Source organism: Campylobacter sp. 110, from assembly GCF_002383965.1.
GTDB classification, from domain to species: domain Bacteria; phylum Campylobacterota; class Campylobacteria; order Campylobacterales; family Campylobacteraceae; genus Campylobacter_D; species Campylobacter_D coli.
The window spans coordinates 18785-41436 of record NZ_NXBD01000019.1 but is presented as its reverse complement, the minus strand read 5'-3'; the positions used below and the strand labels follow the sequence as shown (position 1 = coordinate 41436).

At 31.2% G+C, this 22652-nt stretch carries 22 protein-coding genes and 2 pseudogenes; 11 read left to right on the top strand and 13 right to left on the bottom strand.

Going from position 1 to position 22652, the window contains the following annotated elements; all coding sequences use genetic code 11:
* Position 1: 1 nt before the first annotated feature.
* The 6 genes and pseudogenes from dapB to BGS43_RS02285 all read right to left on the bottom strand — a co-directional run bounded on the left by dapB (position 2) and on the right by BGS43_RS02285 (position 4572).
* Positions 2-730: a 4-hydroxy-tetrahydrodipicolinate reductase gene (dapB, locus tag BGS43_RS02310; RefSeq protein WP_096568655.1), complete on the bottom strand. Its 729-nt coding sequence runs from the start codon at positions 728-730 to the stop codon at positions 2-4.
* A gap of 62 nt (positions 731-792) precedes the next feature.
* Positions 793-1974, bottom strand: a complete 1182-nt coding sequence (locus BGS43_RS02305) for a replication-associated recombination protein A (protein ID WP_096568652.1) — start codon at positions 1972-1974, stop codon at positions 793-795.
* The gene (locus tag BGS43_RS02300) at positions 1974-3122 is read right to left on the bottom strand and encodes a hypothetical protein (protein ID WP_096568649.1); all 1149 of its coding nucleotides are present in this window, start codon (positions 3120-3122) and stop codon (positions 1974-1976) included. The genes BGS43_RS02305 and BGS43_RS02300 overlap by 1 nt, the downstream gene beginning before the upstream one ends.
* A 102-nt stretch (positions 3123-3224) precedes the next feature.
* On the bottom strand, positions 3225-3578 hold the full coding sequence (locus tag BGS43_RS02295) for a hypothetical protein (protein ID WP_044600802.1): 354 nt from the start codon (positions 3576-3578) through the stop codon (positions 3225-3227).
* Positions 3579-3676: 98 nt separating this feature from the next.
* Positions 3677-4249 (bottom strand): YiiX/YebB-like N1pC/P60 family cysteine hydrolase, encoded by a 573-nt coding sequence (locus tag BGS43_RS02290; RefSeq protein WP_096568660.1) that lies wholly within the window; start codon positions 4247-4249, stop codon positions 3677-3679.
* Positions 4233-4572, bottom strand: a pseudogene (locus BGS43_RS02285) (DUF4878 domain-containing protein). The gene BGS43_RS02290 and the pseudogene BGS43_RS02285 overlap by 17 nt, the downstream one beginning before the upstream one ends.
* 245 nt (positions 4573-4817) lie before the next feature.
* On the opposite strand from BGS43_RS02285, the pseudogene BGS43_RS02280 reads away from it, so the two are divergent.
* The 10 genes and pseudogenes from BGS43_RS02280 to BGS43_RS02235 all read left to right on the top strand — a co-directional run bounded on the left by BGS43_RS02280 (position 4818) and on the right by BGS43_RS02235 (position 16750).
* Positions 4818-6163 (top strand): annotated as a pseudogene (locus BGS43_RS02280) (CitMHS family transporter).
* A 183-nt stretch (positions 6164-6346) separates the two neighbouring features.
* Positions 6347-8341 carry an OPT family oligopeptide transporter gene (locus BGS43_RS02275; RefSeq protein ID WP_096568647.1) on the top strand — a complete coding sequence of 665 codons (1995 nt, stop codon included), beginning with the start codon at positions 6347-6349 and terminating at the stop codon, positions 8339-8341.
* Between the two features lie 286 nt (positions 8342-8627).
* Positions 8628-9431, top strand: coding sequence for an undecaprenyl-diphosphate phosphatase (locus BGS43_RS02270; RefSeq protein ID WP_002800958.1), 804 nt, complete (start codon positions 8628-8630; stop codon positions 9429-9431).
* A 131-nt stretch (positions 9432-9562) separates the two neighbouring features.
* Positions 9563-11371: a threonine--tRNA ligase gene (gene thrS / locus BGS43_RS02265; protein ID WP_025399288.1), complete on the top strand. Its 1809-nt coding sequence runs from the start codon at positions 9563-9565 to the stop codon at positions 11369-11371.
* Positions 11368-11886: a translation initiation factor IF-3 gene (infC, locus tag BGS43_RS02260; protein WP_002781867.1), complete on the top strand. Its 519-nt coding sequence runs from the start codon at positions 11368-11370 to the stop codon at positions 11884-11886. The genes thrS and infC overlap by 4 nt, the downstream gene beginning before the upstream one ends.
* A gap of 39 nt (positions 11887-11925) precedes the next feature.
* Positions 11926-13029: a DNA adenine methylase gene (locus BGS43_RS02255; protein WP_002777944.1), complete on the top strand. Its 1104-nt coding sequence runs from the start codon at positions 11926-11928 to the stop codon at positions 13027-13029.
* Positions 13030-13221: 192 nt separating this feature from the next.
* Positions 13222-14250, top strand: a complete 1029-nt coding sequence (gene argC, locus BGS43_RS02250; protein ID WP_096568644.1) for an N-acetyl-gamma-glutamyl-phosphate reductase — start codon at positions 13222-13224, stop codon at positions 14248-14250.
* A 10-nt stretch (positions 14251-14260) separates the two neighbouring features.
* A complete protein-coding gene (locus tag BGS43_RS02245; protein ID WP_002781870.1) occupies positions 14261-14707 on the top strand; it encodes a GNAT family N-acetyltransferase in 447 nt (148 codons plus the stop codon).
* A gap of 9 nt (positions 14708-14716) precedes the next feature.
* Positions 14717-15556 carry an acetylglutamate kinase gene (argB, locus tag BGS43_RS02240; RefSeq protein WP_002825726.1) on the top strand — a complete coding sequence of 280 codons (840 nt, stop codon included), beginning with the start codon at positions 14717-14719 and terminating at the stop codon, positions 15554-15556.
* A 3-nt stretch (positions 15557-15559) separates the two neighbouring features.
* Positions 15560-16750 (top strand): aspartate aminotransferase family protein, encoded by a 1191-nt coding sequence (locus BGS43_RS02235; protein WP_072230992.1) that lies wholly within the window; start codon positions 15560-15562, stop codon positions 16748-16750.
* 19 nt (positions 16751-16769) lie between these two features.
* On the opposite strand, the gene BGS43_RS02230 is transcribed toward BGS43_RS02235, so the two are convergent.
* Positions 16770-17399, bottom strand: coding sequence for a protein-L-isoaspartate(D-aspartate) O-methyltransferase (locus BGS43_RS02230; protein ID WP_002777957.1), 630 nt, complete (start codon positions 17397-17399; stop codon positions 16770-16772).
* A 118-nt stretch (positions 17400-17517) separates the two neighbouring features.
* On the opposite strand from BGS43_RS02230, the gene BGS43_RS02225 reads away from it, so the two are divergent.
* Positions 17518-18057, top strand: a complete 540-nt coding sequence (locus BGS43_RS02225) for a gamma carbonic anhydrase family protein (protein WP_002777958.1) — start codon at positions 17518-17520, stop codon at positions 18055-18057.
* Between the two features lie 93 nt (positions 18058-18150).
* Here the strand turns inward: BGS43_RS02225 and BGS43_RS02220 are convergent, their stop codons facing one another.
* Genes BGS43_RS02220 through secG form a run of 6 tightly spaced genes read right to left on the bottom strand, consistent with a single transcriptional unit; the run spans position 18151 to position 22550 of the window.
* The gene (locus BGS43_RS02220) at positions 18151-19539 is read right to left on the bottom strand and encodes a nicotinate phosphoribosyltransferase (RefSeq protein ID WP_096568641.1); all 1389 of its coding nucleotides are present in this window, start codon (positions 19537-19539) and stop codon (positions 18151-18153) included.
* Between the two features lie 21 nt (positions 19540-19560).
* Positions 19561-20583 carry a ribonucleotide-diphosphate reductase subunit beta gene (locus BGS43_RS02215; RefSeq protein WP_096568638.1) on the bottom strand — a complete coding sequence of 341 codons (1023 nt, stop codon included), beginning with the start codon at positions 20581-20583 and terminating at the stop codon, positions 19561-19563.
* A gap of 14 nt (positions 20584-20597) precedes the next feature.
* Positions 20598-21008, bottom strand: coding sequence for an RDD family protein (locus tag BGS43_RS02210; protein WP_002825729.1), 411 nt, complete (start codon positions 21006-21008; stop codon positions 20598-20600).
* Entirely contained in the window at positions 21009-21617 is a 609-nt protein-coding gene (gene pyrE, locus BGS43_RS02205) for an orotate phosphoribosyltransferase (RefSeq protein ID WP_002825730.1), read from the bottom strand.
* Positions 21618-21619: 2 nt separating this feature from the next.
* A complete protein-coding gene (frr, locus tag BGS43_RS02200) occupies positions 21620-22177 on the bottom strand; it encodes a ribosome recycling factor (protein WP_002777964.1) in 558 nt (185 codons plus the stop codon).
* A gap of 16 nt (positions 22178-22193) precedes the next feature.
* The gene (gene secG / locus BGS43_RS02195) at positions 22194-22550 is read right to left on the bottom strand and encodes a preprotein translocase subunit SecG (RefSeq protein WP_044601104.1); all 357 of its coding nucleotides are present in this window, start codon (positions 22548-22550) and stop codon (positions 22194-22196) included.
* Positions 22551-22652: the final 102 nt, after the last annotated feature.

The window sequence follows — 22652 nt, the reverse complement described above, 5'->3', positions numbered from 1 at the left end:
TTTAAATTCCTAAAAAATCATTGATTGAATACATTTTTGCTTCTTGCTTACTAAGCCAAATAGCGATTTTAATCGCACCTTTAGCAAAAGTCGCCCTTGAAGTAGCGGTATGATTAAGTTCTAAAAATTCTCCCTCTTCATAAAAACCTACTGTATGACGTCCTACTATATCGCCACCCCTTAAACTCATCACGGCAATCTCATCTTTGCTTCTTTCACTTATAATGCCATCTCTTCCACTTACTCTTACTTTTTCAAGTTCTAAATTTCTAGCTTTTGCTACACTTTGAGCTAAAGTCATAGCTGTACCACTTGGTGCATCTTTTTTATGGCGATGATGCATTTCTAAAATTTCTATATCAAAATTTCTTAGCATTTGACTGGCTTTACTAGCAAGATAGTTTAAAACCGCAACACCTAAAGACATATTGGTCGCATAAAAAATCGGCATCACTTCACTAGCACTTTGCATCAAATGTAAAATTTTCTCATCAAGCCCTGTTGTACCTATTACCAAAGGTTTAGGTATAGTTCTTGCATAATTTAAAAGCTCATGAGTTCCACTTGGGGAAGAAAAATCAATAATCACATCGCTTTTTTCAAAAAGCTCTCCTAAATTTCCACCCTTATCATAAAGTATCGAAATTTGTGCTTGTGTTTCGCTTTTTAAACATTCTTCAATCTGTTTTCCCATTCGTCCTTTAGCGCCATAAATTCCTATTTTAATCATCTTTTTCCTTGAAAATAAAATATTGATTTTAGCATTTATTTTGTAAATTTTAAATAATAAAATTAAGCTTTATGGTTTTTTAATTTATATAAATTATCTAACAATTTTGCTTCTTCTCCTAAGCCCTTGCTATGATAAAATTTTAAATTTTTACTAAGATATTTTTGCTCTACCCAGCCACCAAAATCATGTGGATAAAGATAGTTTTGTTTTTCTTGATGATTGTTGTTAAGATAATTAGGTATTTCTAAAGTTTCATTATTTTTTACATAGTTTAAAGCTTCATTGATAGCTTTGTAGCTTGCATTAGATTTGATTGTGCTTGCTAAATAAACTACGCATTGGGCTAGGATAATTCTTGCTTCAGGATAACCTATATTTTTAACAGCCTCTAGAGTCGAAACCGCTAAATTTAAAGCATTTGGATCGGCATTTCCGATATCTTCACTTGAAAAAATCACCAAACGCCTAGCGATAAAATCAGCGCTTTCTCCTGCATCAATTAAACGAGCAAGATAATAAATAGCTGCATCAACGTCACTTCCGCGCAAACTTTTAATAAGAGCACTTGCTAAAATATAATGAGTATCTTTTGAGCTTACACCCTCGCTATTTACTCCGTTGCGAAGTTTTTTTAAATTTTCTAAAGTGATTTCTTTTTCATTTAAAACCAAAGCAAATTCAAGTAAATTTAACATTGCTCTAGCATCGAAGCTTTTTAGTAAAAATTCTTTAGCATTATCTTCTATTTTAAATGCTATTTTTTGTTGCGCTCGCTCTAATAAAAGTTCTAAATCTTTTTGCCCAAGATTTTTAAATTCAAAAAGCATAGAGCGACTTCTAATGCCTGAACTTAAAACAAAATAAGGATTTTCAGTACTTGCACCTATAACAATGCAGCGATAATTTTCCATAGGAATTAAAAGCATTTCTTGTTGAGTTTTACTCAAGCGATGAATTTCATCGATAAAAATAAGAGGTTTATAAAGGCTGTTTTTGTAATTTTCTATGATTTTTCTTAAATCCTCAAGTTTGAAATTTCCACCATCAAATTCATAAAAATCAAGCCCAAAATCCTTAGCTACAACTCTAGCAAAGGTTGTTTTTCCACATCCTGCAGGTCCAAAAAATAAACTATGGGGAAGTTTTTGCATACTGATAAATTTTTTAAATACTTCTACAAGTTCTTGTTGGCCTAGAATTTCATCTAGGGTTTTGGGACGAAAATTTAAAGCTAAACTCATCAGTTTAAATTTATATCCGTAAATTCATTGCCATTGATTTTAAGCTGAGTTTTAGCATCACTATCATAATGAAGATCCATGATAAACATACCCTCTTCATTTTTTATAAAGTATTGATTTAAACCTCCAAAAAATTGCCCCCAAGTAAAGATTTCATCGGGCGATTTTAAACTAGAAATTTGAATATGAGCTTTATGACTTTGCATTGATAAAAAGATATTTCCTTTGATGTTTATATCTTGATTATCTTTTTTTAAAGTGATATTTTGTATTTGCAAGTTTAATTCTTCATTAGAAGGTTTAAAAATCAATTTATCATCAGAAATATCAGGTTTTTTTTGACTATAAATGAGATCAAAATGAATTTGATCAAAATCAATACTTTGATAAATTTGAGAAGTTAAATCTATATTTAGATTATTTGCTTTGCCTTGAGAATGCATTTTCAAGGTTTGACTATTATCATCAAAATAAATGATATTTTTATTATAAAATGAAGAGATTGTATGATTATTGATTTCGCAAAAATCAAATTTAAACTCTTCTACACTTTCGTTAAATTGTATTAAATTAGAAAACGATATAGGTTTTTCAAATTTTTGTTGATGGTCTAGGTTTTTTAGATAGAATTTTGCATAAAATTGAGAAAAATCAACTTGACCTATTTTTGAATAAATAGCTTTAATTTTTAAATCTTCTTTATCCAGTAAAATTTCAGTTAAAACATTTTCCCATAATGCATTTCCACCTTCATTGCTTAAATTGATATCTTGAAATTGAATTGATACATTAAGATCATTTTGAATAGATTGTATCTTAAACCAAGCTAATTCTTTATTTTGTAATTTATCATCTAAGAGTTTGAAGGGATTGCTGAGTTTTCCTTGTGCTATAAATTTTGAAAAATAATTATTGTTAAATTTAAAATCAAGCTTTGAAACTAAACCTAAATTATACTTATCTTCTATGGTAAAATCAGCCTTTGAATTTAAAAAACCTTTATGGAAATTTACATTTTTTATCTCATAATAGGGATTTTGTGTTTGAGTAAGATTATAAAAAAAACTTTCATTAATATGTCCCATATAAAAAATTTGCGCAATGAAGCAAAGAAAGATAATAATAGGAATTATAAGTAGTTTTTTCAATCTTTTTTCCTTAAACAAATTTAAGTACTATTTTACAAATTCCTTGCTAAAAAAAGTTTAAATTTTGAAGAAATTAAATTTGCTTACTAAAAAGTAAGCAAATTAATAAGCTTTTTTGTAACACTCTATATCAATTTCTCTTGCCACAGGAATCGCAGGTGCTTGAGTAGGATTAGATGAATATCCAGGATAGTAAAGTTTTATTTCAAGAAAATCTCCTACTTTTAAATCTTTGAATTTTCCGTGTTTATCCATTCCAAAAATCCCACAATTATCCATATCAATTTCAGTATTTGGCAATATCCTTACAGCCATTTGCCCGCCATAAATTGAATCTATAAGTAAAGTTTTATTATTATCATAAACCTCTACTATAGTACCTTGAAGTTTTAGACTATCTGCAAAAAGCATTGAGCTAGCTAAAAGTGCTGATGCGAATAAAATACTTTTTTTCATAATTATTTCTCCTTAATGTAAAGTGATGACATTATAAAATTTTTAAGTGAAGTGAATGTGAAATTAAAAATTTTTGACTTTCATAAAATTAATACGCTTTAATTATTTTCAAAAAAAGCTTGTGGAAAAAGATATAAACCTTCATTAAAAGGAGCTTTGATTAGAGTATATTGAAGATGAAATGGGGTAATGGAGTTAATAGATTGTTCTAAAAAAGTAGTGCAGCAAAAAGCATCTTTATCTGTACTTATGATAAATTTTCTGCCTAAATGTTCCAAAGCTTTAGCAACTATTTTTTGTTTGGTTTTTTCATCAAATTTTAATCTTTTAATAGCAATTTTATGACTCAGTTTTAAAAAATCATCCATAGAGCTTAAGATAACTTGGTTTTTAGCATTTTTGTCATCATCTGTTGTAGCATGTATGAGTATAGTTGGAGAAGTTTTAACTACCATAGCGATATGAGAATAAGGGCTTTGACTTAAATTTTCTATTAAAAAACTTTCACTTCCTATTCCTGCACGAAAGACAAGATCACCTATTTCAAGAAAAGGTAGATAGGGTTTTTTGATGATTTGATTTGAAGGATTGGAATTTATAAAGAAACCCAAAATTCCAATCAATAAAAATAAAATTAAGAAAAAATATAAAATTTTATTTAAGTAAAACAAGCCATTTTCTATCTTTTTTAGCAAGAAAAACATTGCTGCTTTGATTATTATCATTGTTAAATAACACTAAAACTCTGATTTTAGCAGAATCTTTATTGATTGTTTTTTCTTCAATTTGAATATCTTTAACACCACCCATTCTTTTTGCTTTGGCTGCATTTTCAGCAACAACTTGAGTGATTTTATCACTAACAAATGTTTTTTTCATCGCTTTTAGCTTCGCTAAGATCAATGTAACTCATAACAAATTTAGTATCACCACTGTAAAGATCTTTTGTAAAATTTTTAGCTAAATCTTCAGGATTTAAAGAACCGCAAGCCACTAAAAAAAGGCAACTAAAGCCAAGAAAGAAAGTTTAAAAAATTTCATTTTTTTCTTTTGATAGTATAAATTAAAATATTCATAATTATAGCAAAATAATTCAAAATTATTTTTTTATTCTTGTTTATAATGGTTACACTTAGAAAATATATTTTTTTTAAAAAGCTATAAATTTAAATTACATATAAGTTGGAGTTAAAATATCCTATTTTATTATCGAATAAAAATGATACAAAAGGATAGGATATAGAAATTTTTTTAGCTTTATTGGGTTTTTTCTCGTTAGGATTGATAGTTTGGCTTTTGCTAAAAGATTATACTACTCCAGCATTAGCTTTTATAAGTGTAAGTATTAGTATAGCTTGTATTTTACTTATTCTTGAACGGCTTGGTTTTGGCGTGGGTGTAGCTTTAGGGGTTAAAGGAGGTGTTTTTGATATTAAAACATTGGTTGTTTTTATTAAAGATGGAGTCAAAAGCGTAACGGATACGGCAGCTTTGTTTGTTTTTTCTATACTCTTTTTTAGTGTTTTAAATGCAAGTGGTTTTTTACTAAAATTTTAAATGCATTTTTATCAAAAATGAAAGCTAATGCATATCAAGTTTGCATTCTTACTGTTTTTATTGCTGCTGCTGTACATTTAGATGGTTCGGGTGCTTCTACTTTTCTTATTGTAATACCCGCATTATTACCTATTTATGAGCGTTTAAGTATAAGAAAGACTTCAATGTTATTGATTATTACTTCGGCTATGGGGGTTATGAATGTTATTCCTTGGGGTGGTCCTACTTTAAGAGCGGCTACTAATATAGGAATGGATGCAAATTTGCTTTGGCACCATATTATACCTATTCAGATTGTAGGTTTAGTATTATCCCTTCTTTTGGCAATTTGGATTGCTAAGATAGAAATAAAAAGAGGCGCAGGCGCAGGTAACTTGTCGGGAATAAAATTAAATATAGAAAAAAGCGAACACCATAATGAAAAATGGTTTTGGTTAAATTTACTTGTAACTATTGGGGTTATTGGGCTTTTAATTAGTGGTATTATTCCTAGTTATATTTGCTTTATGATAGGGCTTGTAATAATTTTACCGCTTAATTATCCTAATTTAAAAATAGCTAAAAAAGTTTTAGATCGTGCAAGTGCTGGCGCAATGCTTATGTATATTACTTTAATTGGTGCTGGGATATTAATAGGCGTATTTGATAAAAGTGGTATTATGGAGAAAATGGGTGTTTTGATTTTAAATTTCGTTCCAGATTATTTAGGTACTTATATTCCTTTAATGGTAGGGATATTGGCTGTTCCAATGGCAATTATTTTTTGTACGGATTCTTATTTTTATGGAGTGATGCCTATAGTTTTGAGTGTAACCAAGGCTTTTGGCGCTGAACCTTTGACTATAGCTATTATCATGGTGATAGCAAGAAATTGTGCGACATTTATTTCTCCTGTTGTGCCTGCAACTTTGCTAGGTTGTGGTTTAGCAGAGGTTAATATTAAAGATCATATCAAAAGAAGCTTTTTTTACATATGGGGTATAAGTATTATTTGCTTGATTTTTGCTGAGGTAGTTGGGATAATATAATTAAAATAAAAGAACTTTTGATTTTTCAATGATTAGTTCATTGTTTTATGATATTTTTGAGTCAAAAATTTATAAAAATATAAGCGTTTTTTTGTATTATTTTATTTTGCTTTAGAGAAAAATTATAAATTTAAACTTATAAGAATATTTTTTAAGTTGAAAGTAAAATTTTAAAACGGAGAAATGATGTACAAAAAACAAAATTTACCAGAACTTACCTTAAGGGGTTTGGTTTTGGGAAGTATTTTAACTATTATTTTTACAGCTTCAAATGTATATTTAGGGTTAAAAGTGGGACTTACTTTTTCATCATCAATTCCAGCTGTGGTCATCTCCATGGCGGTTTTGAGTCTTTTTAAGACTTCAAATATTTTAGAAAATAATATGGTTCAAACTCAAGCTTCAGCAGCAGGAACTTTATCATCAGTTATTTTTGTTATCCCAGGACTTTTTATGTGCGGATATTGGAGTGAATTTCCTTTATGGCAAACTTTTATGATATGTCTTTGTGGTGGTGGACTTGGAGTGCTTTTTACTATACCTTTAAGAAGAGCTATGGTGGTTGAGAGTAAGCTTGCTTATCCTGAAGGTAGGGCAGCAGCTGAAATTTTAAAAGTAGTCAATAAAGATCAAAGTGATAAAAAAGGCAAACAAGGTGTAAAAGAAATAGCCTTAGGCTCTTTTATAGCTGCTTTTTTTAGTTTGTTAAGCAATGGTTTTAAACTTGCTGCAAGTGAAAGCAGTTTGGCTTTTATTTGGAATAAAATAGCCTTTGGTTTTTCAGCAGGATATTCTTTAGCGCTTTTAGGAGCAGGATATTTGGTAGGTTTAGCAGGTGCTATAGCACTTTTTGTAGGGATGTTTTTAGCATGGGGAGTTTTTACTCCTTATCTTTCAAGTTTTGAATTTGATGGTGTGAAAAATGCTAGTGAACTTGCTTCTAGTGTTTGGGCAGCTAAAGTTAGACTTATTGGTACTGGAGCGATTGCTATAGCAGCACTTTGGACTTTAATAGAGCTTTTAAAACCAGTGATTTCTGGCATTAAAGAAATTATTAAAAATGTTACAATTTCTAATACAAAAAGCCAAGAAAGCACCGATCAAGATCTTTCTTTAAAAAGTATTTTTATACTTTTTATAATTATGACTATAGGACTTTTCATTACTTTTTATAGTTTTGTATCGGATGCAAATTTAAATAATTATTATCAAATTTTATTTGCCTTTGCTGGAACTTTTATTGCTGTGTTGATAGGATTTTTCGTAGCAGCAGCTTGCGGCTATATGGCTGGACTTGTGGGTTCTTCATCTTCTCCTATTTCAGGAATTGGGCTTATTGGGATTATTGTTTCATCCTTGATTATTTTACTTTTGGGTGCAAATTTATTTGATGATCCTATGCTTTCTAAATTTGCTATAGCCTTGGCTATTTTTACTACAAGCGTAATTGTAGCAACTGCTGCTATTTCAAATGATAATTTACAGGATTTAAAAACAGGATATTTAGTGGGCGCTACCCCTTGGAAACAGCAAGTTGCTTTGCTAATAGGTTGTGTTTTTGGGGCCTTAGCTATAGTTCCTGTTTTAAATTTACTCTATCAAGCTTATGGTTTTGTTGGAGCTATGCCAAGAGAGGGTATGGATCTTTCATCTGCGCTTGCAGCTCCTCAGGCAAATTTAATGAGCACTATAGCACAAGGAATTTTTAATCACAATATCGAGTGGAGTTATATAGCATTTGGAGTAGTTGTAGGTATATTTATCATTATTATAGATAAGATACTAAGAAAAAATGGCAATTTATCCTTACCACCTTTGGCTGTGGGTATTGGTATTTATTTGCCACCATCTGTAAATATCCCTTTGGTAATTGGTGGAATTTTAAAATATTTTGTGATGAGATATTTAGCAAACAAATATCAAAATAATTCTCACAAAAATGAAAAAATAGCAACCCATGAACAAAAAGGGACTTTATTTGCCTCAGGACTCATCGTAGGGGAAAGTATTTTTGGCGTTATTATAGCTGCAATTACTGTTTTTTCTGTTAGCATGGGCGGAAGTGAAAGTCCTTTGAAATTAAGTTTTTTAAATATACACAATAATGAATTATTAGGTTTGATATTTTTCATAGGAGTCATACTTTATTTTATCAAGCGTATTGTTAAAATTCATTAGAATTTAAAACATTTATAAAGAAGAATTTTAAATTTTTTATAAAATTCTTCTTAGTTTATTTATCTTGTAACTTTATTTTTAATATCTTGATCCAAAGTATAAAATGCTCCAATAGTAAAAAATTGTATTCTTACCCAAGCTAGTAAAATGAGAAATAAAACTCAAAATTAATCAGCTTTTTCATACAAATAGTTTATTTTTATCGTCTGCTTTAAGAAATTGTTTTTATATTTTTGTCGTGTTTAAAAAAAGTTTGTAGAATTCTTTTTTTATTTTAAGGAAAAATATGGATAATTTACATGCTTTAATACTAGGAATCATTGAGGGTTTGACTGAATTTTTACCCATTTCTTCTACAGGACATATGATTTTAGGGACGACTATTTTAGGTATTGATATTAATGAATTTTGGAAAAGTTTTTTAATCATTATACAACTAGGATCGATTTTAGCAGTGCTTTTTGTGTTTTGGCGTAAGCTTTTTAAAGGACTTGATATTTGGTTTAAACTTGCAGTTGGTTTTTTTCCTACAGGGCTTATAGGATTTGTGCTTTATAAGTATTTAAAAGAGCTTTTTAATGGCTATGTAGTAGTTGTGATGCTTATTTTAGGTGGTATTGTTTTTATTGTTATTGAATTAGCTCATAAAAATAAAGAATACAAAACCAATTCTTTAGAAAAAGTGAGTTTTTTACAAGCTTTTTGCATAGGTATTATCCAATCTCTAGCAATGATTCCAGGTACTTCAAGAAGTGGAGCAAGTATTATAGGTGGACTTTTATTAGGACTTAACCGCAAAACAGCAGCTGAATTTAGCTTTTTACTTGCTATCCCTACGATGATAGTTGCAACTGCTTATAGTATTTACAAAGAACCTGAACTTCTTAGCAACGCTAATGCTTTAATCCCTTTAAGTATAGGCTTTATTACAGCTTTTGTGGTAGCGGTTTTTGTGATTAAATTCTTTTTAAAATTCATTTCAAAATTTGATTTTATTCCTTTTGGAATTTATAGGATAGTGTTGGGAATTTTATTTTTTTATTTGTATTATAGCGGAATTTTAAATTCTGGGAGTGAGTTTAAGTTATAAACAAATATTAAATTTATTCTAAGATTTTTTTAAAAATAAGCTGAATTTCAAAAAAAATTAAGTCTTAGAAAGCTAAAATTAGAACTTTATAAACACTCACAGAGTCAGTGAGCAAAATAAGGTTAAAAATTATGGAAAAAGAAGTTATTGCATACTTAGATGATGAAAAAATAGTTGATTCTCAAAGTAAGAATTCTACTGATTTAAAAGAAATTTATTTTGATAATTCTAAACAAAGTTTAGAGGTGATACGCCATTCTTGTGCGCACTTAATGGCACAAGCAATCAAAAGCTTATATCCTGAAGCGAAATTTTTTGTAGGTCCTGTGATAGAGGATGGTTTTTATTATGATTTTCGTGTGAATTCTAAAATCGGCGAAGAAGATTTAGTAAAAATTGAAAAAAAGATGAAAGAATTAGCCGAAGCCAAACAAGAAATCGAAAAATATGAAATCACAAAAAACGAAGCTATTGCTAAATTTAAAGACGATGATTTAAAACAAGAAGTTTTACTCCGTATTCCTGATGGAAAAGTAAGTATTTATAAACAAGGAGAATTTGAAGATCTTTGTCGCGGTCCTCATGTGCCTAATACCAAATTTTTACGCAATTTTGCACTTACACGCGTCGCGGGAGCTTATCTTGGTGGTGATGAAAAAAGAGAAATGCTTACGCGTATTTATGGTACTGCTTTTGCAGATAAAGAGAGTTTAAAAGAGCATTTAAGAATCATAGAAGAAGCTAAAAAACGCGATCATAGAAAATTAGGAACCGAACTTAAACTCTTTACTTTTGATGATGAGATAGGTGGTGGACTTCCTATTTGGCTAAGTAATGGTGCAAGACTTAGATCAAAACTAGAGCAAATGCTCTATAAAATTCATCGCTTGCGTGGTTATGAGCCTGTGCGTGGGCCTGAGCTTTTAAAAGCAGATGCATGGAAGATTAGCGGGCATTATGCAAATTATAAAGAAAATATGTATTTTACGCAAATTGATGAGCAAGAATACGGCATAAAACCGATGAATTGTGTAGGGCATATTAAAATTTATCAAAGCGATGTAAGAAGTTATCGTGATTTGCCTTTGAAATTTTTTGAATATGGCGTGGTACATAGACATGAAAAAAGTGGCGTTTTACACGGACTTTTTAGGGTAAGAGAATTCACTCAAGATGATGCGCATATCTTTTGTATGCCAAGTCAAATCAAAGAGCAAGTGCTTGAAATTTTAGCCTTTGTTGATAATTTGATGAAATTATTTGACTTTAGTTATGAGATGGAAATTTCAACCAAACCTGCTAAAGCTATAGGCGATGATGAAATTTGGGACACAGCTACTAAAGCTTTAAAAGAAGCCTTAGATGAACAAGGCTTAAAATACGGCATTGATGAGGGTGGCGGTGCTTTTTATGGGCCAAAAATCGATATTAAAATCACTGACGCTTTAAAAAGAAAATGGCAGTGTGGAACTATACAAGTAGATTTTAATCTTCCTGAACGCTTTAAGCTAGAATATACAGATAACAACAACGAGAAAAAGCAACCTGTAATGCTTCACCGTGCGATTTTGGGTTCTTTTGAAAGATTTATAGGAATTTTAACTGAACATTGCGCAGGGGAATTTCCATTTTTTATCGCACCAACCGCAGTGGGTATAGTGCCGATTTCTGATTCTCATACTGCTTATGCGAAGGAAATTCAAAGAGTCTTGCTAGAATTAAATATCGATAGCGAAGTATATGAGAAAAATGAGAGTTTGAGCAAGAAAATTCGTACTGCTGAAAAACAAAAATTGCCTATGATTTTGGTTTTAGGCGATGAAGAGGTGGCAAAGCGAAGCGTTGCTTTAAGAGATAGAAGAGCTAAGGAGCAAAAAAATCTTAGCTTGGAAGAATTTATCAACTTAGTTAAGGAGAAAATGAGTGAGGTACATTTTTGAGTAAAGAAAAAGAAGTATTGCTCAACGAAGAAATTAGAGCGGACGAAATCAGATGTATAGGTGATGATGGCAAAGCATATGGTATTATTAGCAGTGATGAGGCTTTGGAGATTGCAAATCGTTTAGGACTTGATCTTGTGATGATAGCTGCAGATGCAAAGCCACCTGTTTGTAAGATTATGGATTACGGAAAATTCCGTTATCAGCAAGAGAAAAAACAAAAAGAAGCAAAGAAAAAACAAAAAGTAATTGATATAAAAGAGATCAAGCTTTCTGTGAAAATTGCTCAAAATGATATAAATTACAAAGTAAAACATGCTTTAGAATTTTTAGAACAAGGTAAGCATGTGAGATTTCGTGTGTTCTTAAAAGGGCGTGAAATGGCGACTCCTGAAGCAGGTGTAGCTTTGCTTGAAAAAATTTGGACTATGATAGAGAATGATGCTAATCGTGATAAAGAGCCAAATTTTGAAGGACGCTATGTTAATATGCTTGTAACTCCAAAAAAAGCTTAATCTGTTTTTACAGATAAGCTTTTTAAAGGTTTAAAAATTTTGAAGGAAAATCCCTCTTTTTTAAAAGAACAAATCATTACTTATTTAGGCAATAAAAGAGCACTTTTAGGATTTTTAAATAAGGGCTTTAAGGTAGCTAAAAAAGAACTTGGTAAAGATAAATTTAGTTTTTGTGATATATTTAGTGGCTCAGGTGTTGTAAGTCGTTTTGCAAAAGCACACTCAAATTATATTTTAGCCAATGATTTAGAAAATTATTCCAAACTTATCAACAAATGTTATCTTTCTAATAAAGATAAAAATTTAACCGAGCTTTTAAAACATTATCATAAAATTTTAACCCAAAATTTAGAATTTCAAGCAGGTTTTATAAGTGAACTCTATGCTCCAAAGAATGAGGCTTGCATCCAAAAAGATGAACGCGTTTTTTATACTCTTAAAAATGCTTTATATCTTGATACTTTAAGACAAAAAATCGAAAAGGAAATTCCTGAAGAGTTAAAGCATTTTTTTATAGCGCCTTTAATCTATGAAGCAAGTGTGCATTCAAATACTAGTGGAGTTTTTAAGGGTTTTTATAAGGGTAGAGATGGAGTGGGTAAATTTGGTGGAGAGGCGCAAAATGCCTTAAAGCGTATCAAAGGTGATATCGAGCTTAAAATGCCTATTTTTTCAAATTTTTCTTGTGAATTTGAAGTGGTGCAAAAGGATGCTAACTTACTTGCAAAAGAGCTTGAAAATATCGATGTGGCTTATCTTGATCCTCCTTATAATCAACACCCTTATAGTTCGAATTATTTTATGCTTAATTTAATCGCAAATTATCAAAGGCCTGATGAAATTTCAAAGATTTCTGGTATACCAAGAGATTGGAACCGAAGTATTTTTAATAAAGAAAAACAAGCAGAAGATGCTTTGTTTGAGCTTATCAATGATTTAAAAGCCAAAATCATTCTGCTTTCTTATAATTGTGAGGGTTTTGTAAAGAAAGAAAAATTTCTAAAGCGTTTGCAAAGCTTAGGTAAATGTCAAATTTTAGAGCAAAAATACCCGACCTTTAGAGCCTCTCGCAATCTTAAAAATCGTTCCATTCATATACACGAACAATTATACATACTTAAAAAAAAATATTTAATTTATTAATCCATCAAAAGGCATTAAAATCTAGTAGCAAATCTTAGCGTCCATTGTCTTTGTATACAAAAAGCTTCGTGATAATTTTTGAGATATATGAGTATTTTTGTAAGAGTCTATCAAATTTTATAAACCCATAAGTGTTATTTTAAGCATTTTTTGTCTATAATTAAGCCATTTGAAATTCAGTAAGGACTAGGAATGAGATTAAAAGTAGGAATTTTGGGAGCAAGCGGATATGCAGGTAATGAGCTTGTGCGTATCTTACTGAATCATCCTAAAGTAGAAATTTCCTATATAGGTTCTAGTTCAAGTGTGGGGCAAAGCTATACGAAGCTTTATCCCAACACGCCTTTAAATTTAAATTTTGAAGATAAAAATTTAGATGAACTTGAACTTGATGTCTTATTTACCGCTACTCCGCATGAATTTAGTGCTAAACTTTTTAGCGAGTCTTTATTAAAAAAGATGAAAATCATAGATTTAAGCGCTGATTTTCGTCTTAAAAATCCTAAAGATTATGAGCTTTGGTATAAATTTACTCATCCTAATCAAGAGCTTTTAAAAAATGCAGTTTATGGACTTTGTGAGCTTTATCAAGAAGAGATAAAAAATGCAAATTTAATCGCAAATCCTGGTTGCTACACTACTTGCTCTATACTTAGTCTTTATCCGCTTTTTAAAGAAAAGATGATTGATTTAAATTCGGTGATTATCGATGCAAAAAGTGGAGTCAGCGGCGCAGGAAGAAGTGCAAAAGTAGAAAATCTTTTTTGTGAGGTAAATGAAAATATCAAGGCTTATGGATTAGCTTCACACCGTCATACCCCTGAAATCGAAGAGCATTTAAGCTATGCAGCAGGAGAGAAAATCACTTTACAATTTACCCCTCATCTAGTACCTATGCAAAGGGGAATTTTAACTACTGCTTATGCAAATTTAAAACATTCTGTAAGTGAAAAAGAAATTCGTGAAATTTATCAAAAATATTATCAAGACAGGAAATTCATAAGGCTTTTACCACCGCAGTCGTTTCCGCAGACTCGGTGGGTTAAATCAAGCAATTTTGCGGATATAAATTTCAGCATCGATGAACGCACAAATCGTATTATTATTTTAGGTGCTATTGATAATTTAATCAAAGGTGCAGCAGGACAAGCTGTTCAAAATATGAATTTAATGTTTGATTTTGATGAAGATGAAGGACTTAAATTCTTTGCAAATTTGTAAAGGATAAAAATTGCAAGTTAGAGCAATGCAAAAAAGTGATTATGAAGGAGTTTACAAGCTTTGGTGTGATATCAAAGGTTTTGGAATTCGATCGATTGATGATAGTAAAGAAAATATAGAAAAATTTTTAGATAGAAACCCAAACCTTAGCGCAGTAGCTGTGATTGATCAAGAAATTGTTGGAAGTATACTTTGTGGACACGATGGACGCACAGGAGGTTTTTATCATGTGTGCGTGCATAAAGATCACAGAAAAAAGGGTATAGCCCATGAAATGACAAAATTTTGCCTTGAGGCATTGAAATCTGAGAAGATTAATAAGATCGCATTGATAGCCTTTAAGAGCAATGATTTGGGTAATGAGTTTTGGAAGCATTATGGTTTTACCTTAAGAGAAGATGCGAATTATTATGATTTATCGCTGAATTCTCACAATCAAACCAGTTTTAATGTTTGAGGGTAAATCATGCAAAAATATTTAGAAAAAGCAAATGTCTTAATCGAAGCTTTGCCTTATATACGCAAATTCAGCTCAAAAATTATACTTATAAAATACGGCGGTTCGGCCATGGAAAATGGGGAGCTTAAACATTGTGTGATGCAAGATATAGCTCTTTTAAAGCTTGTAGGCTTAAAGCCTATTATCGTTCATGGTGGGGGTAAAGATATCTCTAAAATGTGCGAAAAATTGGGCGTAAAAAGTGAGTTTAATAACGGACTTAGGGTGAGCGATCAAGCCACAACAGAAGTAGCAAGTATGGTGCTAAATTATATCAATAAAAATTTAGTTCACAGCTTGCAAAATTTAGGTGTTAAAGCTATAGGGCTTTGTGGCAAGGATGGGGGACTTTTAGAATGCGTGCAAAAGGATGAGAATTTAGGTTTTGTAGGCGAGTTACAAAAGGTAAATTCAAGTGTTTTGCAAGATCTTTTAGAAAAAGATTTTTTACCCATCATAGCTCCTATTGGAATGGATGAAAATTTCAATACTTACAATATCAATGCCGATGATGCAGCTTGTGCTATTGCCAAAGCTTTAAAGGCTGAAAAACTTGCTTTCTTAACCGATACTGCAGGACTTTATGAGAATTTTGAAGATAAAAATTCTTTAATTTCTAAAATTTCTATAACCCAAGCAAAAGCCTTGGTTGACAAAATTCAAGGCGGTATGCATGTAAAATTAAAATCTTGTATAGATGCTTGTGAAAGTGGAGTTAAGAAAGTGCATATTTTAGATGGACGCGTGAAGCATTCTTTGTTGCTTGAATTTTTTACCGATGAGGGTATTGGGACTTTAGTGGGTTAAAGGATGAAAATGAATTATAAAGAGCAAAGTCATATTATCCCTACTTATAAGCGTTTTGATATTGTTTTAGAAAGTGGAGAAGGGGTTTACCTTTTAGACGATAAGGGTAAAAAATATCTTGATTTTTCAAGTGGTATAGGTGTGTGTGCTTTAGGATATAACCATGCTGAATTTAATGCTAAGATTAAAGCTCAAGTTGATAAACTTTTACATACTAGCAATTTATATTATAATGAAAACATAGCCCAAGCAGCCAAGCATTTGGCTAAAGCGAGTGGCTTAGAGCGTGTGTTTTTTACAAATTCAGGAGCAGAAAGTATAGAAGGAGCGATGAAAGTCGCTAGAAAATATGCTTTCAATAAAGGTATTAAGGGTGGAAATTTTATAGCCTTTAAACATTCTTTTCATGGAAGAACACTAGGAGCTTTATCTTTAACCGCTAATGAAAAATACCAAAAACCATTCAAGCCTTTAATTTCAGGTGTTAAATTTGCAAAATACAATGATTTTTCAAGCGTAGAACGCTTAGTCAATGAAAAAACTTGTGCTATTATTTTAGAAAGTGTGCAAGGAGAAGGCGGTGTCAATCCTGCTCAAAAAGATTTTTACAAGGCTTTAAGACAGCTTTGTGATGAAAAAGATATATTGCTAATCGCTGATGAAATTCAATGCGGTATGGGACGAAGTGGTAAGTTTTTTGCTTACGAGCATTCAGGAATTTTACCTGATGTAATGACTTCTGCTAAAGCTTTGGGATGTGGGCTTAGTGTCGGAGCTTTTGTAGTGAGCGAAAAAGTAGCACAAAAATCCTTAGAAGCGGGCGATCATGGAAGTACTTATGGAGGAAATCCTTTAGTTTGTGCAGGTGTTAATGCGGTTTTTGAAATTTTTAAGAAAGAAAAAATTTTAGAAAATGTTTCTAAACTTACGCCTTATTTAGAGCAAAGTTTGGAAAATCTTATCAAAGAATTCAGGTTTTGTAAAAAAAGAAAAGGTTTGGGTCTTATGCAAGGGCTTAGTCTTGATAACAGTATAAAAGTAGCTGAGGTGATTAAAAAATGTCAAGAAAATTCTCTTTTGCTTATCAGTTGTGGGGAGAATGATTTGAGATTTTTACCCCCTTTGATCATAGAAAAAAGCCATATAGATGAAATGAGCGAGAAGCTAAGAAAGGTTTTTAAAAGTTTTGAATAAATTTTTTATTGATAAAAATTTATTCTTTTCCATCTACTATGGGTACAAAAAGACATTCTTCTAGAATTTCTTTTTGTAAATGAGTACCGTTTTTGGTTATGCGAGTGATAAATTGTTTGCCATTGTGCAAAATAGGGGCTACAAGTATGCCCCCATCGCTTAGCTGATCGAGTAAAATTTCAGGAAGTTGTGTCGTATAAGCAGAGAATAAAATTCTATCATAAGGCGCATAATTTTTCCATCCATTTTGTCCATCTTCAAATTTAACATTAATATTAAAAAGCTCGAGTTCTCTAAAGGTTTGTGCTGCTTTTTTAGCTAAATTTTCTATGCGTTCTATGGTAAAAACACGCCTGATAACCTTGCTTAAAATCGCTGCTTGATAACCACTTCCACAGCCTATTTCTAAGACACTGTCCGCATCTTTAAAATTTAAAGCCATAGTCATTTTAGCCACGGTTAAAGGAGAGCTGATCCATTGAGAATTAGCTAAAGGTAAAGCATCAAGACGATAAGCATGGGCTTTAAGCGGGGAAAAAATTTCGCGTGGAATTTGACAAAAAGCATTAAAAAGTTCTTCGTTGATGAATATTTTTTGTGCGATTTCTTCGGCCATACTTTGACATCGTTTTTGCTCAAATACGTTCATTTTTTCTCCTCGTAAATGGCAAATTGTAACCAATAAAGTTTCAAAATTTGATTAAAAACTAAAAAATTTGTTTTTCTTATTGATATTTTGGTTATACTAAAAATAAAAAAGGATGAAAATGCTTATTCGATTTAAAGATAAAATTCCAAATTTGGGTCAAAATGTCTTTGTTGCAGAGGGTGCTAAGATTATAGGAGAAGTAGAGATAGGTGATGAAAGCAGTGTGTGGTTTAATTGTGTTCTAAGAGGCGATGTTAATTTTATTAAAATCGGTAAAAGAACAAATATACAAGATTTAACCACTATCCATGTGTGGCATAGAGAGTTTAATGAAGATGGAAGTTTAAAAGATGCAGGTTTTCCTACCTATATAGGAGATGATGTTACTATAGGGCATAATTGCGTGATCCATGCTTGCAAGATCGGCTCTCGTGTACTTGTGGGGATGAATGCAGTGATTATGGATGATGCAGCTATAGGAGATGATAGTATAGTGGGTGCAGGTAGTGTGGTAACCAAAGGCAAGAAATTTCCACCCAAATCACTCATACTTGGAAACCCTGCAAAACTTATACGCGAACTAAGCAATGAAGAAGTGGCATTTTTAAAACAATCTGCTTTAAATTATGTTGAATTTAAAAATGATTTTTTGGATTGATTTAAAATTTTAACAACGCTGTTTTTATAAAAAAGCTCAAATTTATCCATTTTAAATAGACAAATGGAGCATTTGAGCTATATCGACAAAATTTCATAGCGTTGTGTTTGTAAAATTTTGTCTTAGCTTTGTTAAATCTTTTGAAAGTTTGATTTTATATTTTTCTTTGTTGTTAAAATTAAGAAATTTCTCATCCAGCTTTGAAATTTGACTTTTTGTATATAGAGCGATTTCTTCTACATTTTTTTGTTTATTAAGAATTTTACCCTCTTTAAAAACACATTTTAAAAGTTCTTTTCTTTCTAAATTTTCATCAAGTTTAGGTAATTTTTCATTATAAATATAAAGCTCATCAAAAAGCATTTTTTGAGTGTTTTTGTCATAAATTCTAAAAAGTTTTTTAAAATGCGGTAGGGTTATTTTTTGTTTGTCTTCGCTGATTTTAATTTTAGGCGTGATGAGTTTATCTTCTTCTATGGCAACGAGTTTATAAACACAGCCAAAAATAGGATCGCTTGAAGCAGTGATGAGTTTTTCGCCTACCCCAAAAGCATCAATAGGTGCATCATTTTTAAGCAGTTTGTTTATGCTTTTTTCATCTAAAGAATTTGAAACGATGATTTTGCATTCTTTTAAATCATTTTTATCCAAGATAGTACGAATTTCTTTGCTAAGTATTTTTAAATTTCCAGAATCAATACGCACTCCACATTGTTTGATTTTAAATTTTTTAAATGCTTTGATCGCGTTTTCTAGCCCTTGTTTGTAATTATAAGTATCGATGAGTAAGGTAGGATTTTGAGGATAAAGTTCTAAATAATGACAAAAAGCACTCAATTCATCATCAAACATTTGCACCCAAGAATGCGCCATAGTTCCACTTGTCATAATGCTATAATTTTTCCCTGCAAGTGTGCAAGAGCTAGCTTTGCAACCTCCTATTATGGCCGCTCTTGCCCCTTTGAGTGCCGCCTCGCTTCCATGGGCTCTTCGCGTGCCAAATTCAAGCACGCTAAGATTTTTAGCTGCTCTTACGATACGATTGGCTTTTGTAGCAATTAGGCTTTGATGATTGATACTTAAAAGTAAAAAGCTTTCAAGAATTTGTGCTTCAATAGCATTGGCTTTGATAATCATCAAAGGTTCGTTAGGAAAGATGATTTCGCCCTCTTGCATGGCATAAATTTCGCCCTTAAATTTAAAATTTTTCAAATATCTTAAAAATTCTTCTTTAAATATCCCTTGAGAGCGCAAATAGGCTATATCATCTTCATCAAAATGCAAACAAGATACAAAGTCTAAAATATCCTCAAGTCCTGCAAATATAGCAAAAGAGCCATGATCGGGAATTTTTCTAAAAAATATATCAAAATAAGCTGTTTTGTTTTCAAAACCATTTAGAAAATAACCTTGCATCATGGTTAATTCATAAAAATCACAAAGCAAGGTGTTATTTGGTTTTGTATAAGAATCTTTTTTCATAAAAATTAATTTCCAAGAAATTTAAAAATCATCAAAGCTTATACTACCTTTAGAATAGTTTGTGACCTTACTTTCAAAGAAATTGCTTTTTTGATCATTAAATTTAGAAAAATCATCTACCCATTTGATAGGGTGTTTTGCATTGTAAATTTTATCAAGATTGATAGCAACAAGTCTTTGATCTACAAGATAGTGGATGTATTCTTCTATAATATCGTCTGTAAAACCCATGATTTGATTTTGAGTGATGTATTTGCCCCATTTGACTTCCAAATCACCTGCTTTTTTAAACATATCATAAATTTTGTTGATATTGTTTTCATTAAACAAATCAGGTCTTTCTTTGCGAACCGAATTAATCATATTTTGAAAGAGTAAAAGATGGGTGATTTCATCTCTTTGAATAAAACGAATCATTTGAGCAGAACCAAGCATTTTACCTGCTCTTGCAAGCGCGTAAATCGCAGTAAATCCACTATAAAAGTATACTCCTTCTAAAATTTGATTTGCTACCATGGCCAAAAGAAGTTTATTATCATCTACATTGCCCGCTAATTCTTCATAGATGCTTGAAATAAAATCATTTTTTTCGCGCAAGGTTTCATCGTGCTTTTCCATTTCATAGATTAAATCCGTATTATCGCAAATGGCTTCAACCATTACTGCATAAGATTTTGAATGGTTAGCTTCTTCATAAGCTTGACGTGCTAAAACCGCATTGATTTCAGGAGCAGTGATGTAAGGATTGATATTATCAGCTAGATTGTTGGTTTGAAAGCTATCCATAGAAATGAGCTGAGACCAAACAAGATCATACATTCTTTTTTCACCTGCAGTTAAATTACAGCGATAATCTAATGCATCTTTAGTCGTATCTACTTCTTTTGGAAACCAAGTGTTTGCTTCCATTAAATCCCATAATTTTAAAGCCCAAGTGTATTTTGCTTTTGTAAAATTTAAGATTCCATGAGGATTTCCGCTAAAAACTTTACGATCTGTTAATGTTTCATTTGAGCCTGGATTATAAATTCTTTTTCTTTGCATTTTTTACCTTTCTTTCATATCTTTGTGACTATGCAAGTTTGAGTAAGAATATCATGTAAATTTAATTTATCTTTTCTTAAAAAGCTTATAAATAAACCAAAAATCAACCCAAAACTTATAATAAATATAATATATCTTAATAAAATTCTAAAAAAAGTTACTTTCTTTCCTGTTTTTAGATCAATTAAATAAAGATCATAAGCTTTAAGCCCTGGACTTTGAGCTTTTGAGGCCAAAAACAAAGCTTGAATAAAACCAAATAAGAAAGTACATAGGGCTGTAATATAGGAATTGCTTAAAAAAGCCTCCTTAGAGCCCAATAAAAAATAAAATAAATACAAGATAGGAACATAAATTAAAAATATATCTATAAGCAAAGCCCTAAATCTTAACCATCTAGAGGCTATTTTTGCCTTAGTTTTCATTTAATTTCCGCGACTTCCTGGCTTAATAGCTTTACTTCCTTCTTTGCAAAGCGGACAATCATTTTCATCATAAATTTGAAAATCAAAATTTCCTAAAGTAAAAAGAGGTAAATTATCAGGCAGTTTTGCACTCGGTTTTCTAGGATTTTTTAAATTTTCAACCGCGCAAAAACCGCGATTTGCCAATGCTGCAAAACCTAAAACTTTTCCTCCTAAGCTTTCTATGATTTTAGCACTTTCTAAAGCACTTCCACCCGTTGTGATGATATCCTCGCAAATGATAAATCTTTCGCCTTCTTTTACCTCAAAACCGCGTCTTAGAGTCATTTCTCCATTAACTCTTTCGGTAAAAATAAAGCGTTTATCACAAGCTCTAGCAAGTTCATATCCTGCTAAAATTCCTCCCAAAGCAGGAGAACAAATGCTGTCAAATTCTATATTAAATTCGGCTATAATTTTAGCAAGCTCATCACAAAGTCTTGCTGCTAATTTTGGATTTTCTAAGACTTTAGCACTTTGAAGATAAAACTCAGAGTGCTTACCCGAACTGAGTAAAAAATGTCCTTGTAAATAAGCCCCACAATCTTTATAAATTTGCTCTAAATCCATTTTTAAACCTTTAAAAGTTCGCTTTCTTTATTTTTTACACTTTCATCGATTTTTGCAGTATAGGTATCTGTTAATTTTTGCACTTCATCATAAGCTTTTTTAGCTTCGTCTTCTGAAATGGCTTTATCTTTTTCAAGTTTTTTTACGGCATCGTTTGCATCTTTGCGAATATTTCTTACCGAAACTTTTGCTTTTTCGCCCATAGCTTTTGCTTGTTTTACATTTTCTTCTCTTTGCTCTCTTGTCATTGGAGGGAAGAATAATTTTACACTTTCGCCATCATTGTTTGGATTTACCCCTATATTTGCTGCTGCAATAGCGCTTTCTATAGTTTTTAACATAGGTTTTTCCCAAGGAGTAATGCTTATTGTTGAAGCATCGCTTGCTAAAACGGTTGCAACTTGATTTAAAGGAGTTAAAGAGCCATAGTAATCTACTTGAATATGATCTAAGATATGTGTATTGACTTTACCTGTGCGTAGGGTAGTAAAGTCTTTTTTTAAAGCTTCTAAGCTTTTTTCACTTTGAGTTTTTTGTTTGTTTAAAATTTCATTAATCATATTTTTTCCTTATAAATTACTTACTTGTATTTGATTCGTTAGGTATTTGTGGAGCACTTGGAATAGCTGGCACGTTTATAGCATTTGGAGCAGTGGGAATGCTTGTATTTGTTTCAATTTTGATTTTTTCAGCTAAAGAATCTTTACTTGTACTATTGTATAAATATCCTAAACCTATAGTGTTTGCAATAAGTAAAATTCCCATGATGAAAGTAAATTTCGCCAAAAATCCTGAGGGTCCTTTTGCTCCAAATAAACTTTCATTGCTTCCGTTATAAGCTCCAAGTCCTATGCTTGAGCTCTTTTGAAGTAAAACAGCTATACAAATAATAACGACGATGACAAACTGCAAAATAGTTAAAAGAGTAATCATAAATTTTCCTAAATTTTAAAAATTTTTTGAGTTAGATATTGTAACTAAATAAAACTTGAAAAGATTTGAAATTTTAAGAATTTTGCGGGGACTTCCCGCAAA